The following is a 16,990-nucleotide window of genomic DNA, read 5'->3' on the forward strand; positions in this document are numbered from 1 at the left end:
GGCGGCGCTCGAAGAGCTGAAGGCAGGGGCGATGATCGCCGGACTCTCGCCGGCCGGAGCGGCGAAGATCGTCCAGGTCGAGTGGTTCGGGGACCAAGCCGTCAAGGTCACCTATGAGGAGGCGAGCGGGGCTGCGAAGAACCGCCTCGTCTACCGCAACGAGGAACCGAAGCTGGAAGTGGTGACGGCCGGCCAGCCCTGGTCGTTCGACGGCGGCGGGCATCTGCTGCGGCTGGTTTCCGAAGCATTCCGCATCCGCCTCGCCCACCTGTTCGATCCCTACCTCGCCATCCACACCTCGCGCATCGAGCCGCTGCCGCACCAGATCACCGCTGTCTACGGCGAGATGCTGCCGCGCCAGCCGCTGCGGTTCCTTCTCGCTGACGATCCCGGCGCCGGCAAGACGATCATGGCGGGCCTGTTCATCAAGGAGCTGGCTATTCGCGGCGACCTAGAGCGATGCCTGATCGTCGCTCCGGGCAGCCTCGTCGAGCAGTGGCAGGACGAACTCGGCGAGAAGTTCGGCCTGCCCTTCGACATCCTCACCCGCGACCGGCTCGAAGCAGCGCGCACCGGCAACCCGTTCGCGGAGACCAACCTGCTCATCGCCCGTCTCGATGTGCTCAGCCGCAACCCGGATGTTCAGGACCGCCTCAAGGCAGCGAAGGAGTGGGATCTGGTGGTGTGCGACGAGGCGCACCGGATGTCGGCGAGCTTCTTCGGCAGCGAGGTCAAGTACACCAGGCGCTATCAGTTGGGCCAGCTCCTTGGCGGGCACTGCCGCCATTTCCTGCTGATGACGGCCACACCCCACAATGGCAAGGAGCAGGACTTCCAGTTGTTCATGGCACTCCTCGACGGCGACCGCTTCGAGGGCAAGTTCCGCGACGGCGTCCACCAGTCAAACGCAGCGGACATGATGCGCCGCCTGACCAAGGAGGAGCTGCTCAAGTTCGACAGCACGGCCCTGTTCCCGGAGCGCCGCGCCTACTCCGTAAAGTACGCGCTGTCGCCGGCGGAGGCGGCGCTTTACGCCGACGTGACTACCTACGTTCGCGAGGAAATGAACCGGGCCGAGCGCTTCGCCGCCGAGGACGAGAAGCGACGGCAGAACGTCGGCTTCGCCCTGCAGATCCTGCAGCGCCGGCTGGCATCGTCGCCGGCCGCCATCCACGAATCCCTGCGCCGCCGCCTGGAGCGGTTGGAGAACCGCCTGGCGGAGGAGCGGCTGATGAAGCGGGGAGCGGAGGCGAGGCTCTCTGCAATCAGCGTCAGCGATCCCGGTCCACGCATAGACGAGGACGAGATCGACGACTCGCCGCAGGACGAGATCGAAGCGCTGGAGGAGCGGGTCCTCGATCAGGCGACGGCGGCGCGGACGATCGCCGAGTTCGAGACCGAGATCGAGACGCTGAAGTACCTGGAACGACAGGCGCGCGATCTCCGCCGCTCCGGTACCGACACCAAGTGGACGCAGCTCAACAGCATCCTCGACGATCCCCTGATGATCGACGCGCAAGGCAACCGGCGGAAGCTGATCATCTTCACAGAGCCGCGCGATACCCTCAACTACCTCGCGGACAGGATCCGCACTCGCCTCGGCCGCCACGAAGCTGTCGTGGTTATCCATGGCGGCATCGGCCGGGAGGACCGACGCAAGGCCGTGCAGGCGTTCACCCACGACAAGGACGTGCTGGTGATGGTGGCCAACGACGCGGCCGGCGAGGGTATCAACCTCCAGCGCGCCCACCTCATGGTCAACTACGACCTGCCGTGGAACCCCAACCGGCTGGAGCAGCGGTTCGGGCGCATCCACCGCATCGGCCAGACCGAGGTCTGCCATTGCTGGAACCTGGTCGCCGCCGACACGCGGGAGGGCGAGGTCTACGGGCGTCTCCTGGACAAGCTGGAGACGGCGCGTGCGGCGCTTGGTGGCCGGGTCTACGACGTGCTCGGGCGCCTGTTCGAGGCGCGGGACCTGCGGAGCCTTCTCCTCGACGCCATCCGCTACGGCGAACGCGAGGACGTAAAGGCGCGGCTTTTTCAGGTAGTCGACGATGCCGTCGACCAGCAGCGGCTGCTCGACCTCCTCGCCGACCGTGCCCTCGCCCACGAGACGATGAACGCGACGCGCGTCGCGGCGATCCGGGACGACATGGAACGGGCGGCGGCGCGGCGCCTGCAGCCGTACCACATCCAGACGTTCTTCCTGGAAGCGTTCACGCACCTGGGCGGACGCGTCCACAAGCGGGAAGCAGGCCGGTGGGAGATCAGCCGGGTACCGGGGCCGATTCGCGCGCGGGACCGACAGGTCGGCCTCGGCGCACCTGTGGTAGACCGCTACGAGCGCATCTGCTTCGAGAAGGACAGGATCAACCAGCCGCCGGTCGCCGCCTTCGTTTGCCCCGGCCACCCTCTCCTCGACGCCACCATCGACCTGGTGCTGGAACGCTACCGGGACTTGCTGAAACGGGGCGCGGTGCTGGTCGACGACGCCGACGACGGCAACGAACTGCGCGTCCTGGTCTACCTGGAGCACGCGGTCCAGGACGGCCGGAGCGGGAGGAACGGCCAGCAGCAGGTGGTCTCGCAGCGCCTCCAGTTCGTCGAGGTCATGCCGGACGGCCGCAGCGTCGATGCCGGTCCCGCGCCCTATCTCGACTACCGGCCGCTCGCGGACGACGAGCGCCGGGAGGTTACCCAGCACCTGGCTGCGCCCTGGCTTGCCGACGGCATCGAGAACCGGGTGATGGCCCATGCCATCCAGACCATCATCCCTCGCCACGTCGAGGAGGTGCGCGGCGGAGCCTCCCCGAGATCGACAAGGTCGAGCGGGAGGTGACGGCGCGCCTGAAGAAGGAAATCAACTACTGGGACCACCGGGCGCAGGATCTGAAGGCCCAGGAGCGCGCCGGCAAGAAGACCCGGCTCAGCTCCGGCAATGCGGAGGCGCGGGCCAATGACCTTGCTGACCGACTGCAGCGGCGGCTGGCGGAGGTGAGCAAGGAGCGGGACATCTCGGCCCTGCCGCCGGTGATCCGCGGTGGCGCCCTCGTCGTGCCGAAGGGTCTGCTGCTGCCGGAGCGGGCCGGGCGGCAGGCCACGGTGACGCAGTTCGCGGAAGACACCGCCGCGGTCGAGCGCGCCGCCATGGATGCTGTCATGCAGACCGAACGGCAACTGGGCTTCCAGCCGCGCGACGTCAGCGCCGAGCGCTGCGGCTACGACATCGAGTCCAGGGACGGTGACGGCAACCTCCGCTTCATCGAGGTCAAGGGCCGCGTGGAGGGAGCCGACACCGTCACCGTCACCCGCAACGAGATCCTGACGGCGCTCAACCAGCCGGATGCATTCATTCTGGCGGTCGTCGAGGTGCGGAACGGCTCCGCTAGCACGCCCCGCTACGTGCGCCGGCCGTTCCAGCGCGAGCCGGACTTCGGTGCGACGTCGGTGACGTACAAGCTTGCCGAGCTGTTGGCGCGCGCGGAGCCGCCCGGATGAACCGGGAGAATCTTGAGGAACTCCACTACATCACGCCGATTGCCAACCTCCCGTCGATACTTGAACACGGAATTCTCTCTCATCGCCGGGTGGCCAGACTTCAGCATGAATCCGTCGCCAAACAGGAGGTCCAGAACCTGCGAGCCAAAGTGCGCGTGCCCGGAGGGCGCGCCCTGCACGACTACGTTAACCTCTACGTCTGCGCGCGAAATCCGATGCTCTTCAAGTGCCGGGACATGCATCGAAGCCTTTGCGTGTTGAGGGTCGGCACGACGGTGCTCGATCTCCCGAACGTTGTGATCACCGACCAGAACGCAGCGAGTGACTACCGCCGTTTCAGTCCCGCTCCGGGCGGGCTGTCGATTATCGACGAGGCGAAGGTCTTTGCGGAGTACTGGACCCACCCACAGGATCCGATTGCCGAGCTGCGTCACAAATCCGTGAAGTGCGCAGAGGTGCTGGTGCCAGATTTGGTAGACGCTGGCTACATTTTTGGTGCATACGTTTCCAACGCTGGAAGCTCGGCGAGTCTGACTGAACAGGCTCCGGGGCTGCAGGTGGCGATCAATGCACACCTGTTCTTTCGGTGAGTGGGAGGACCATGATCACCGTCCGTGTCGGCGACCTGTTCGCGTCCAAAGCACAGACCCTGGTCAACACGGTGAACTGCGTTGGCATCATGGGCAAGGGAATCGCGCTGGAATTCAAGAGGCGCTTCCCGGAAATGTTCCGCGACTACGAGAAGCGCTGCGACGCCAGAGAGGTCAGGCTCGGACGCCCCTACCTATACAAGGATCTCGTCGACCACTGGGTCCTGAACTTTCCGACCAAGGATCACTGGCGGTCGGTTTCCAAGCTGGACGACATTGTCGAAGGCCTCGCGTACCTCCAGGCACACTATCGCGAGTGGGGCATTACGTCGCTTGCCGTTCCCCCGCTCGGATGCGGCCATGGCCAGCTCGAGTGGAAGGTGGTCGGCCCGACGCTCCATCGCTACCTGAGCGAACTGGACACCCCTGTCGAACTCTACGCGCCGCACGGCACGCCTGCCGACCTGATGGACGAGGCTTTTCTTGCCGGGTCAGTTGCGAATCCTCCGGTGTTTGGGCGAAGCCTGCACGGCTCGCGCGTCAGTCCGGCAATCGTCGCCCTGGTGGCGATCCTGTCGCGCATCAACCGCGAAACGTACCACTGGCCGATTGGCCGCACCACGTTTCAGAAGATCGCCTATTTCGCGACCGAGAGCGGCATCCCCACGGGCTTGCAATACCAGCGCGGCAGCTACGGCCCGTTCGCCGCCGACCTCAAGCAGGTGATCTCCTGCCTCGTGAACCATCAGCTCGTAGCCGAGACAAAGCGCGGGCAGATGTTCGAAATCAAGCCGGGACCGACCTATCGCGACGCACGCGAGGTTTCCAAGCCGCAACTCAGGGAATGGGTTCCGCTCATCGAGCATGTCGCGGATCTGTTCTTGAGGCTGCCCACCACGACCGACGCCGAGATCGCCGCCACTGTCCATTTCGCCGCAAAGGAGGTGGCCGAGAAAACCGACGGCAAAGCCACTGAGATCGAGGTGGTCGACGAGGTCATGCGCTGGAAGCAGAAGCGGCGGCCGCCCATAAACCGAAACGACGTGGCCAACACCACCCGCAATCTGAACCTTCTTGGCTGGGTGGATCTGGTTCCGAGTTCGGAACTCGACCCCGCTGACGAGGAGCTGGCCTACGCCTAGTGCACAGATCCATTCAAGTGATTGAATCGGATGGGTCATATTGTGCAGGGAAACAAGAAGTTGCGTGCAGCGGTGCATTCACTGAATGCACCGCTGCACTAGCCTTGTCGCGCGAAAGGGGCGCGGCATCATGGAGCCTCCGTACAAGAAAAAGCTTATCGAGGTGGCGTTGCCGCTGGAGGCGATCAATGCGGCCTCGGCCAAGGAGAAGTCGATCCGGCACGGGCATCCGTCGACGCTGCATCTGTGGTGGGCGCGACGGCCGCTTGCAGCGTGCCGGGCGGTGCTGTTCGCGCAACTGGTGGACGATCCGTCGGAGCGGGTGGACGAGCTTCTGGCCGATCCGGAGACGCGACGGAAGGCCGAGGCGCGCTTGCGCGAGCAACGGAAGGAGTGGGCGCTTCGCCGCGAGAAGGCCGACGAGGCGGGCATGGCAGGCGGCCGCGCGGCCGAGATCGAGCCCGAGCCGACGCTGGAAAACGCGGCGGCAATGGTCGAACGCGAGCGCCTGTTTGCGATCATTGAGGATCTGGTCAAGTGGGAGAACACCACCAACGAGACCGTCCTCGAGCGGGCGCGGGCCGAAATTCGCAGGTCCTGTGGCGATAACCCGCCGCCGGTCTACGACCCCTTCTGCGGCGGCGGCTCGATCCCGCTGGAGGCACAGCGGCTTGGCCTCGAGGCCCATGCCTCCGACCTCAATCCCGTCGCGGTGCTGATCACCAAGGCACTGGTCGAGATCCCGCCCAAGTTCGCCGGCTTGCCGCCGGTCAATCCCGGCTCCCGGGCGAAACTCGAGCGGGGCGCCTGGAACGGCAAAGGCGCGCAGGGCCTCGCCGAGGACGTGCGGTACTACGGCCAATGGATGCGCGACGAGGCTTACCGGCGCATCGGGCATCTGTATCCGCAGGCGACGTTGCCGGATGGGGCTCAAGAGGCGGGGAGCGCCGGAGGCGCGACAGGGACTGAGGAGAAAAAGGCGACGGTGATCGCGTGGCTATGGGCGCGCACGGTCGTCTGCCCCAATCCGGCGTGCCGCGCCGACCTGCCTCTTGTGAGTTCCTACGCGCTGTCGACCAAGAAGGGAAAGCAGGCCTGGGTCGAGCCGGCGATCGATCGATCCGCCTCTCCGCCGCGTGTCCGCTTTGCGGTGAAAACCGGCGTCGGCACGCCGCCGGAACCGACCAAGCTGGGACGCGGCGCCAACTTCAGGTGCCCGTGCTGCGGCACGATCGCACCGGATACGCACGTCAAGGCGGAAGGCAGAGCTGGACGGATGGGGGCGCAACTGATGGCCGTCGTCTCCGAAGGGAACCGCAGCCGCATCTACCTGCCGCCATCCGAGGAGATGGAGCGGGCCGCGCGAATGGCCCAGCCGATATGGCGGCCGGAACAGGAAATGCCGAAGAATCCGCGTTGGTTCTCGCCGCCTGACTACGGAATGATGACCTACGGCGACCTGTTCACCCCGCGGCAGTTGGTGGCGTTGACGACGTTTTCGGATCTGGTCGGGGAGGCGCGGGAGAAAGTGGTGGCCGACGCCGAAGCCGCCGGCCTTCCCTCCGGCCAGCCCCGCCTCGCCGCCGGCGGCGCCGGCGCCGAAGCCTACGCGGATGCTGTCGCGAAGTATCTTGCATTTGCAGTGGATCGCGCCAGCGATGCCTGGAGTACGATTGCTTCGTGGGCTTCAACTGGGGAATTCATTAGGAACACGTTCTCTCGACAGGCCATTCCGATGGTGTGGGATTACACGGAATGCAACCCGTTCAGCAACACCACCGGAAACTTTGGAGCGCAAATTGAGTGGATATCCAAGTGCTTCGATGGAATAGGGGTGGGAAAAACGCCGACTGTGGAAATGGCTGATGCAACCGGGAAAATCAAAGAAAGTTATGAATTCGTAGTAAGTACTGATCCACCTTACTATGATAATATTGGTTATGCGGACCTTTCCGACTATTTTTACGTCTGGTTGAGGCGATCTCTTATGGGCATTTACCCCGATCTTTTCGCGACGATGCTGGTGCCGAAGGCCGAGGAACTGGTGGCGACACCCTACCGCCACGGCAGCAAGAACAAGGCCGAGGCGTTCTTCATGGAGGGCATGGGCAAGGCGCTCCGCAACATGGCGGCGGCGGCGCATCCGGATTACCCGGTCACGCTGTACTATGCCTTCAAGCAGGCGGAGGTGGAGCGGGAGGGCGTCGCGTCCACCGGTTGGGCGACCTTTCTCGAAGCGCTGACCCATGCCGGATTTTCCGTCGACGGCACATGGCCGATGCGAACCGAGCGGAGCGCCCGTAGTGTCGGGATCGGCGCCAACGCCCTCGCCTCCTCCATCGTGCTCGTCTGCCGCAAGCGCGCCGCGACCGCGCCGGTGATCACCCGCGCCGAGTTCATCAAGGCCATGCGAGCAGAGCTGCCGGCTGCGATCAAGCTCCTCCAGCACGGCCACATCGCCGCCGTCGATCTGGCGCAGGCGTCGATCGGCCCCGGCATGGCGATCTTCACCCGCTATGCCCGCGTGCTCGAGGCCGACGACAGCCCGATGACGGTGAAGACGGCGCTGCAACTGATCAATCAGGCCCTGGACGAATACCTCTCGGAACAGGAGGCCGAGTACGACGCCCACACCCGCTTCGCCATCACCTGGTTCGAGACCCACGGCATGGACGCGGGCCCCTACGGCGCTGCCGAGACGCTCGCAACGGCGCGTGGCGTCGCCGTCGACGGCGTGCGGGCTTCGGGCATTCTCGAAGCCAGAAGCGGCAGGGTGCGGCTGCTGGCCCGTTCCGAACTGCCGGGCGACTGGGACCCGCTGGCGGACACACGCCTGACGGTATGGGAGTGCACCCAGCACCTGATCCAGAGGCTCGAGGGCGAGGGCGAGAGCGCGGCGGCGGCGCTGCTGGCGCGGCTCGGCGTCCGCGGCGAGCTGGCGCGGGACCTCGCCACCCGGCTCTACCGCGTCTGCGAGCGCAGGAAGCGGGCCGACGAGGCGCGCGCCTACAACGGCCTCGTCGTCGCCTGGCCGGAACTCACCCGCCTCGCCGCACAAGCCCGAACGGCCCCGGCGCAGGCGGAGCTGGCTGTGTGATAGGCTGAGGTCATGGAACCGGAACCGCAACAGCCGCAAGCCCGCGATGGACCGCGCCCGTCGCCGGAGCCTGAACCGTCCGTTCCGGAGGCATTGCTGCGGTCGGTCGTCGCGTTCTTCGATCCGCAACGGGTGATCCTGTTCGGATCCCGGGCGCGCGGCGACGACGGCGGCGACAGCGACTATGACCTGCTCGTCGTCGTCGATGACGATGTGCCTCGCGAGACCCTCAAGCTTGAATCCGGCTATCACGCTGCGCTCCCCTTCGCCGGCGCAGCCGACGTCATTCCGTGCCGGGCGAGCACCTTCGCTCGTCGCCGGAAGATCGTCGGCACCCTCTGCAACACCGCGAGCCACGAGGGGATTGTCGTCTATGAGCGAAGATGACGACCGCGCCGCGGCTCAGTGGTCAGAGGCGCTGCGTTGGTTTGCATATGTCGACCAGGACCTGCAGGCGGCCGAACTTTGCGCCGCGGCCGAGCCTCTCCTCCTCGGCCCCGGTGCCTACCATTGCCAGCAAGCGGCCGAGAAGCTGATCAAGGGACTGCTCGTCGCGGCCGCCACGCGGTTCCCGAAGATCCACGACATCAAAAGCTTGGCCCACCGCGCGGCGGCCGATTACCCGGAGTTGGCGGATGCCATGATGGCACTCGCAGACCTTACCGTCTGGGGCCTGGCGTACCGGTATCCAGCCGAGGAAGAAGACATTTCGGACACCCCGACGGTGGGGCGCGTTTGCGAGGCAATTGCGCAACTGCAGTCGCTCAAGACAATCGCAATGGCACTGGGCCCGAAGAACGAACCGGACCGTGATGGAGGAGAATAAGGATCATGGCCACCACCAATCGCGAGCGCGTCGACCGGGGCCTGCACATCCTCGCCGACGGCCTGCAGGGGTTCGTCGAGCGGGAGATGGACGCCCGCGCCGGCGCCTCCTGGCGCACGTGGATCGATCACGACCGTGGCCGGGCGATCACGCGGAGGCGCGACGGCAGCATCGCCTGGGAAGTCCAGCCGCTGCTCGACACGATGATCGGCAACTGGCGGGACGTGTTCTCGAAGACCCTGGGGCACGCAGAGCGGTCGCTGGTCGGCGAACTCAAGGACGTGCGCAACCGCTGGGCGCATCAGGACGCGTTCAGCTACGACGACACCCACCGCGCCCTCGACAGTGCCCATCGCTTGCTGAACGCCGTCTCCTCCGCCGCGCAGGCGCGGGAGATCGATGCCATGCGCCAGGAGGTGATGCGCACCATGTTCGCCGAGCAGCGGCGCGTCCAGGAGCGGCGGCAGACGACGCTGACCCTGCAGGCTGCGCCGAAGGCGGGCCTGAAACCATGGCGGGAGGTGATCACCCCGCACCCGGACGTCGCCACCGGGCGCTATCTCGTCGCCGAGTTCGCCGCCGACCTTGCCCAGGTGGTGCGCGGCGACGCCGGCCCGGAGTACGGCGATCCCGCCGAGTTCTTCCGCCGCACCTTCATCACCACGGGACTCGCGCGCCTCCTGCGCGGCGCCGCGGAGCGGTTCAGCGGCCGCGGCGGCGATCCCGTCGTCGAGCTGCAGACCAACTTCGGCGGCGGCAAGACCCACTCGATGCTGGCGCTCTACCACCTCGCAGGGGCCGACGATGCCACAGCGCTATCGGGCGTCGATCAGCTGATGGCCGACACGGGCATCACCTCGATCCCGCGCGCGCGGCGCGCCGTGTTCGTCGGCACGTCGTGGTCGCCGGGCGAGATCCAGCGCCGCCCGGACGGCACGGAGGTGCAGACCATATGGGGCGACCTGGCGTGGCAGATGGGCGGCGCCGAGGCGTACGGCATGCTGGCGAATTCCGACGCGCAAGGCCTCAGCCCCGGCTCCACGCTCCTCGTCGACCTGCTCAAGCGTCACGTGCCGTGTCTCATTCTCATTGATGAGTGGGTCGCCTTCGTCCGCCAGCTTTACGGCAAGACCGGCACCGCGGCCGGCTCGTTCGAGACCAACCTCACCTTCGCGCAGGCGCTGAGCGAGGCGGTGAAGGCGGTGCCGGGTGCGCTTCTGGTCGCGTCGCTGCCGGCCTCCGACATCGAGATCGGCGGCGAGGGCGGAAAGATGGCGCTCTCCATGCTGAAGAACACGTTCGGGCGTGTGGAAAGCTCGTGGCGGCCGGCCTCCGCGGAGGAAGGCTACGAGATCGTCCGACGGCGGCTGTTCGAGCCGATGACCGAGCGGGAATCGTTCGGCGCCCGCGACGCTGTGGTCAAGGCGTACGGCGACCTATACCGCGAGAACGGCGCCGCGTTTCCGAGCGAATGCAGCGAGGCGGCTTACCGTCAGCTGCTCGAGAAGGCGTACCCGATCCACCCCGAGCTGTTCGAGCGCCTCAACACCGACTGGGGCGCGCTCGACAAGTTCCAGCGCACCCGCGGCGTGTTGCGGCTGATGGCGAGCGTCATCAACGTGTTATGGGAGAGCGGCGACAAGAGCCTGATGATCATGCCGGGGACGCTGCCGCTCGAGGATGTCGCCGTCCACGCCAAGCTCCTCGACTATCTCGAGCAGAAGTGGGACGCGATCATCGCCGCCGACATCGACGGCCCGACCGCGCGCGCCTTGCAGATCGATCGCGACAACCAGAACCTGCAGCGCTACGGGGCGACGCGGCGGGTTGCCCGCTCGATCTTTCTCGCCTCGGCCCCTAATTACGCCGGGGCCAACCCGGGCGTCGATGATCGGCGCATCCGGCTCGCGTGCGTGCAGCCGGGCGAGACGGTCGGCACGTTCGGCGACGCGCTCCGCAGGCTGGCGGATCAGGCGTCGTACCTCTACGTGGACCAGAACCGCTACTGGTTCGCCACACAGCCGAGCGTCACCCGCCTCGCCGCCGACCGCGCCGCAGATCTCGCCCGTGACGACGTGCTCGACCGATTGGTGGAGCGGCTACGGAAAAAGTCGCCGCGTGGCGACTTCGCGGCGGTGCATGTGGCGCCCGACAGCTCCGGCGAAGTTCCGGACGAGATGGAGGCGCGGCTGGTGATCCTGGCGCCGCAGTACACGCACGGGCCCGCAACGTAGACGGACGCGCCGTCGCGGCGGCGGCGGAGATTATCGCCAACCGCGGGTCCAGCCAACGGCTTTACAAGAATATGCTGGTGTTCCTCGCCGCCGACAAACAGCGCCTCGCGGACCTCGAGGAGGCCATGCGGTCGCTGATCGCGTGGACCTCGATAGCCGATGAGCGCGAAAAGCTCAACCTGGACGCCTTCCAGCGCCGGCAGGCGGAATCGAAGACGCGGGAACTGGAAGACACGGTCGCCGCTCGTATCCTCGAGACGTGGGTGTGGGCGCTGGTCCCCGGGCAACCGGACCCGCAGAACCCGATGCTCGACTGGTCGCAGATCCGCCTGCAGGGACAGGATCCTCTCGCCGTGCGCATCAGCAGGAAGCTGGTCCAGGACGAGGCACTGATGACCAGGATGGGTCCGGTGCGGCTCCGGCTGGTGCTCGACAGGTACCTATGGCAGGCGACGAACCACATCGGCACCCGCCAGCTGTGGGAGTACCTGGCGTCGTATCTCTACCTGCCGCGGCTCCGCGACGTCACCGTGCTGATCGACGCCATCCAGGCCGGCATCAGCGAGTTGGTCTGCGACCACTTTGCCTACGCCGGCGGCTTCAACACGGAGACGGGACGCTACGACGGCCTCAAGCTGACAGGGGGCGGTGCCGTCGTCATCGATGCGCTCAGCGTCCTCGTCAAACCCGACATCGCCAAGGCGCAGCAGGCGACGGAGCGGCCGCCGGCAGGGCCAGGGCCTGGTCCGGGTCCAACGCCGGGAGCCGAGCCGGGCGCCGCCCCGGGACCTGCACTGGAGGCGCTCGGACCTGATTTGCCGCGGCGATTCTTCGCCACCGTCGAGGTCAGCCCCGACCGCGCCGCCCGCGACATGGGCCGCATCGCCGAGGAAGTGCTTCAGCACCTGACGACGCTGCCGCAGGCAAAGCCGAGCGTGACGATCGAGATCGCGGCGGAGGTTCCCGGCGGCGTGCCCGACACCGTCCAGCGTATCGTCACCGAGAACTGCCAGACCCTCAAGTTCAAGACCCACGGCTTCGAGCGGTCATAGACGAGGTGTTCTCTGGTTTATAGACGAGCTGCTCACTGGTTTCGTTTCGGCGCTTCCGCGCAGGGGGTAATAATGTGGCCGCGCCCCCGGCGCGGGCGCGACCGCAGCCGACCTCACCAGAACCGGAGATCATCCCGGCGGGTGACCGTGTAGCCGCGGCTCCTGAGTTCGCGGACGAGCGCGTCCTCGTGCTCCGGGTCGATGGTGAAGAACGGGCCGTTGAGGACGCTGTTCTCCCGTTTCGCGAACCGGTGGAGGAGATCCTCGGGAAGGACGAGATCGATCTCCGCTTGCAGCCAGACGGGATAGTCGCCGTCGCAGACGCCCGGCACGTCGGCGGAGCTGAAGGGCGCATCGTCCGCCGGAAGATCCTCGTCTTCATCGGCAGCACGGTAGCGCTCGGCGATGTCGTCCCACTCGCCGGCCGGCAGCGCCGCCTTGAACGCGCCCCAGGTTTCCGCACTGCGGAGTGCCTCGTGGATCCGGTGCACGTGCTCGGCGGTGCTGCGCCCGGCGAACACCAGACTGCCGCGCGCTTCGCGGTAGTAGAGGTCCTCGCGGCGTTTGAAAACCACGCTGCCTCCGACCACGTAGCCGAGCTTGTAGATCGGATCGTCGGGCGCGGCCGGGCGCAACTTGAGTGACTTTGTCATTGTGGATTCCCCATGTCCTGTTGATGTCGGGAAGCGCGCCGGTTCACGAGCGGCTCTGTCGCGCTTTCCATGCCGCGCGATGGTCGACTAAGGCCTGAAGCTCCTCCGGGCCTCCACCGCGGCTGCAGTAGCCGCAGAAGAACAGGTTGTTCCGCGCCTGGATTTCGAGGGAGTGTTTGGTCCGCGGGCAGTTGGCGCGCCAGTGGTCTCCGCCGGTGCCGCTCGGACGCGGGTTCAGGCGAAGCTCGCGCGCGGCGACGACGATCTCCGTCTCGTTCCGGGCCGCTCGTTCGGCGTTGTCTGCGCGCTCCTGCTCGAGCCGGGCGATCAGCGCATGATACTCGTCACCCGACACCAGCCCGGAGGCGAGAAAGTCCGACGGCGCACCATGCCCGACCCAGGAGCGGAACAGAATCTCGAGCAGCTCCAGCGGCGTCGCTTCAGGACCAGCCCGCCTCGCCTTCGACACCGCCACGCCCAGTTGTGCCGGCGGCGGCGGAGCGCCGTGGATCATGATCTCCGCTGCTGCGGCGAGCGGATCGATGTGGTCGATGCCGATGGCGAGCCACAGCTCGTCCCGCGTTTGCCCGGCGTGGACGAAGGTGGCGACGGGGACCGCGTCGATGATGACCCAGCAGTCGAACGCGCAGAGGAACTCGCTGCCTCGCGGCAGCCGCTGATCTCTGCACCCCCTGTTCAGCCACGGATCGACGATGACCTCGTCGTCGGGGGGATGCTTGCGACGTGTGGAGTCTTGACGTGTAGAAGACATTGAAAAACCCTCCTTCGGTTGGCCGAGGAGGGTCGACGCGTACCCGCTTGGTTGCTCCCGATGACGCTCGTGCGCCGGCGAGAGCCACATCCCCTTTCGGGAACCACCTTGCCCGGGACGGCAGGTTGGTCTGGGCGTCGACCCAATCTCGATGCACCTCCAGATTGCACGACTTCGCGTAAAACGTCAAGTCATCCTTGTCGCTGCAGGGGGGAGTGACTCCCGGCCGGTGCGATGGGCCGATGCCAGCAACTCGCGCCCGGCCGGCATCCGCAAAGGCGGCGATATCCGGAACAAGCGTCCGCGCAACGCCCCGGTTCCGCTTGGCCGAGAGTAGTTGCCGGCCCAACCGCTCTCGCTGACGCGGAACAAACGGCAAACCTACCGGCGCAAATAGGTTACAAGAGAGTCTGAAATTTACCGTTTGTTCGCCACACACAGTTGGAAATGTCCTTGTTATTATTAGGTTTTTGTCTGACTACGGATCAGGAGGTTGGGGGTTCGAGTCCTCCCGGGCGCGCCACCCAAAGACGCTGATTTAGAACCGTGGATGCCGAACTCGTAGCTCTTGCCGCGCTCCAGGAAGCGGCGGCGGCGCACGGAGTTCAGGTCAAACGCGACTGATCACGAGCCTGGAGACGGAGGACTTGGTCCGTTCGAAGGTTGCCGCGCCTTCGCTGCTAAAACGCGACGCCATGGCTGCCGGCAGTCGCGCCCAGGAGCGTAATCAGGCTGAGGGCGAGCAGCACCCAGTGCAGGGTTTCGATCAGCCGGAACGTCCCTTCGGGTCGCTTCGTTGCGGAGTTCAGGAAGTAGCGATGAAGGAATAGCGGCTCCGCGATGAACAGCATGAACGAAAACAGAAGCCACACAAACACCATGGCGTGCATCCACCAGAAACTGGCCTCGAGAAAGCGGTCCCAAATCCCCCACACCGCCGTGATGTAGAAACCGGTCACGCCGACAAGCAGCGTCGTCCCTCGCGCCTGCCAGGCGAAACGTCCCTCTATCGCTTCGAAAAATGCGACCCGCTCCGGCGGATCCTTCATCCGGCGGACAGCCGGCAGCAAAACGGTTGTCACAAAACCAACCCCTCCAATCCAGAGGACTACGCCCAGGACATGTAGCGCACGAGCAATGGCGGCATCGTCCATATCAAGATTGCCTCAGGTTCGATCATCCGTCGGTTTGTCGCCGAGCCCACCGAGGCGGCTTAGAGCCCAAGCGGCGGCGTCGCGCACCATGACCGAGGCATCCGCCGCGAGGCCGTCGATCGTCCCCCTCAGGCCGGCATGGCCGCTATTACCGGCCGCGATGGCGACGTTACGCATGAAGCGCTCGCGTCCGGTCCGCTTGGCGGCGGTGCGTGCGAACAGTGACCGGAACCCAACGTCGTCCAGTTGCGCGAGATCGGCGATGGCAGGCAGGGTCAATTCCGGGCGCGCCTCCAGGTCAGCGTGCCGAGTTGGCATCGCGAACCTGTTCCAGGGGCACACTGCCAGGCAGTCGTCGCAACCATAGACGCGATTGCCCATCAGCGCCCTCAGGTCCGGATCGATTGCGCCCTGATGCTCGATGGTCAGGTATGAGATGCACCGCCGCGGCTCTATGCGGTAGGGCTCCGGCAGCGCACCCGTCGGGCACGCATCCAGACAGCGACGGCACCGTCCGCACAGATCCATCCCCGGCGGGTCGGGCGGCAATTCCAGGGTTGTCAGCACTTCACCGAGGAACAGCCATGAGCCGAAGCGTCGGGACACAAGATTGGTGTGCTTGCCGACCCAACCGAGGCCGGCTCGCGCCGCCAGTGGCTTCTCCATTACCGGCGCGGTGTCCACGAACACCTTGACGTCGCCGCCTTGCCGCTCCTGCACCGCCCGAGCGAACGCCTTCAGCCGCTTCTTGAGGACGTCATGGTAGTCGCGGCCGCGCGCGTAGACGCTGATGGCGCCGCGATCCGCCTCGGCTTGCGCCGCCAGCGGATCGTCCACGGGTCCGTAATTGACGCCGACAACGATGGCGGAGCGCGCCTCCGGCCACAGCATCTGGGGATCGGCGCGCCGCTCCGCCGTTCTCTCCATCCAGTCCATGTCGCCATGTCGGCCCTCGGCGAGATAGGCGCGAAGACGCTCGCCATCCGCCGGGTCGCCGACAGCGTCCGCAAAGCCTACGGCATCGAAGCCGAAAGACAGGGCTTGGCTGCGAATATCAGTCTTCGGCCGTTCTTCGGTCTCCGATGTTGGGGACATCAACCTCCACCCGCTGCGGCGATTTCGTCGGCACAAACTGGGTTTTGACCGTGCCGGGTCGATACCACCCTGTGTTGACATACTTCTATTTGTGCCCGAATCCGCACCGCGCAATCTGTGCGGTTGGAGTGGCGGGAGATTGAGGGTGAGGGATTCGTCGGTGATGGCGGAGCGAGCTGCAACGGCGCCGGGTCATGCTTCGGTTCCCGAGGCCCATCCGGGCTTCGCAGTGGCGCTCGCCACATGGCTCGACACGGTGCTGGCCGTTTAGGCAGGTGCCGGAGGATCAGGCCAACCAAGGGGCGCTGGTCAAGGATCTGCGCAAGTCGCTCGACGGACCCGGCGCTCCGCGAAGACGTTGCAGGGCTGCTGCGCGACATCGAGGACAAAGGGCGGCCAGCCGATCACGCAGATCGCTCGCACTGTCGGCGACCACAACGTCACGACGCAGATTGCGGGCTCGGGCAACATCGTGCGCCGAGGTCGTTTTGATTTCCTGTCCTGGCGTTGTCGAGAAGGGACGACACACCCGGTCGTCAGCTGCACGGGGAAGCAGGGGGTCAGCCGGCTTCGGATCTTCAGGCTGTTACGGCTTAGAAGTCGATGATACCGAGGACATCTTCAAACAGCACCAGGAAGAAGTAAACGGCGGCGATGCATCCGAACAACAGGTGAACGAATGTGGGGTGACCATCGTCGTCACGGTGCCGAATGCCGTGCCAGGCAATGATGCCTGTGACGATAAGAAAGAGCCAGTCCACCCACGGCTGAGTTTCGTTCGCGAATTCCGCCATTCGCTGAGTGTAGCCGTCCGTCCTGACCGGTTCAATTGTTGCGACATGCTCCTGTATCCGTATTTCGCACAGGGAGACCG

The 16,990-nt window shown here is 65.9% G+C and carries 10 protein-coding genes, 2 pseudogenes and 1 riboswitch; of the genes and pseudogenes, 7 read left to right on the forward strand and 5 right to left on the reverse strand.

From position 1 onward, the window contains the following. The first annotated feature begins 31 nt into the window (after window positions 1-31). The 7 genes and pseudogenes from IPM60_01925 (at window position 32) to IPM60_01955 (ending at window position 12,442) form a co-directional block, all read left to right on the forward strand. Window positions 32-3,501: pseudogene (locus IPM60_01925) on the forward strand (DUF3883 domain-containing protein). Next, window positions 3,498-4,091, forward strand: coding sequence for a DUF4433 domain-containing protein (locus IPM60_01930; protein ID MBK8906693.1), 594 nt, complete (start codon window positions 3,498-3,500; stop codon window positions 4,089-4,091). The pseudogene IPM60_01925 and the gene IPM60_01930 overlap by 4 nt, the downstream one beginning before the upstream one ends. Before the next feature lie 11 nt (window positions 4,092-4,102). Then, on the forward strand, window positions 4,103-5,233 hold the full coding sequence (locus tag IPM60_01935; GenBank protein MBK8906694.1) for a macro domain-containing protein: 1,131 nt from the start codon (window positions 4,103-4,105) through the stop codon (window positions 5,231-5,233). Window positions 5,234-5,363: 130 nt separating this feature from the next. Next, window positions 5,364-8,330, forward strand: a complete 2,967-nt coding sequence (locus tag IPM60_01940) for a DUF1156 domain-containing protein (protein ID MBK8906695.1) — start codon at window positions 5,364-5,366, stop codon at window positions 8,328-8,330. Between the two features lie 12 nt (window positions 8,331-8,342). Beyond that, window positions 8,343-8,717, forward strand: coding sequence for a nucleotidyltransferase domain-containing protein (locus IPM60_01945; protein ID MBK8906696.1), 375 nt, complete (start codon window positions 8,343-8,345; stop codon window positions 8,715-8,717). Then, complete coding sequence (locus IPM60_01950) at window positions 8,704-9,156, forward strand: HEPN domain-containing protein (GenBank protein MBK8906697.1); 453 nt, start codon at window positions 8,704-8,706, stop codon at window positions 9,154-9,156. Before IPM60_01945 ends, IPM60_01950 begins: the two co-directional genes overlap by 14 nt. 5 nt (window positions 9,157-9,161) lie before the next feature. Beyond that, window positions 9,162-12,442: pseudogene (locus IPM60_01955) on the forward strand (DUF499 domain-containing protein). Between the two features lie 113 nt (window positions 12,443-12,555). On the opposite strand, the gene IPM60_01960 reads toward IPM60_01955, so the two are convergent. From IPM60_01960 to IPM60_01980, 5 genes are all read right to left on the reverse strand, one after another. Continuing rightward, a complete protein-coding gene (locus IPM60_01960; GenBank protein MBK8906698.1) occupies window positions 12,556-13,095 on the reverse strand; it encodes a hypothetical protein in 540 nt (179 codons plus the stop codon). A gap of 43 nt (window positions 13,096-13,138) precedes the next feature. Beyond that, on the reverse strand, window positions 13,139-13,867 hold the full coding sequence (locus IPM60_01965; GenBank protein MBK8906699.1) for a hypothetical protein: 729 nt from the start codon (window positions 13,865-13,867) through the stop codon (window positions 13,139-13,141). 37 nt (window positions 13,868-13,904) lie between these two features. Continuing rightward, window positions 13,905-14,027, reverse strand: a riboswitch (SAM riboswitch). Between the two features lie 520 nt (window positions 14,028-14,547). Beyond that, the gene (locus tag IPM60_01970; GenBank protein ID MBK8906700.1) at window positions 14,548-15,021 is read right to left on the reverse strand and encodes a hypothetical protein; all 474 of its coding nucleotides are present in this window, start codon (window positions 15,019-15,021) and stop codon (window positions 14,548-14,550) included. Between the two features lie 12 nt (window positions 15,022-15,033). Next, the gene (gene queG, locus IPM60_01975) at window positions 15,034-16,116 is read right to left on the reverse strand and encodes a tRNA epoxyqueuosine(34) reductase QueG (protein ID MBK8906701.1); all 1,083 of its coding nucleotides are present in this window, start codon (window positions 16,114-16,116) and stop codon (window positions 15,034-15,036) included. Window positions 16,117-16,709: 593 nt separating this feature from the next. Further along, on the reverse strand, window positions 16,710-16,910 hold the full coding sequence (locus IPM60_01980; GenBank protein ID MBK8906702.1) for a hypothetical protein: 201 nt from the start codon (window positions 16,908-16,910) through the stop codon (window positions 16,710-16,712). Window positions 16,911-16,990: the final 80 nt, after the last annotated feature.

It is taken from the genome of Rhodospirillales bacterium (assembly GCA_016710335.1).
Lineage (GTDB): Bacteria > Pseudomonadota > Alphaproteobacteria > Rhodospirillales > Defluviicoccaceae > JADJXQ01.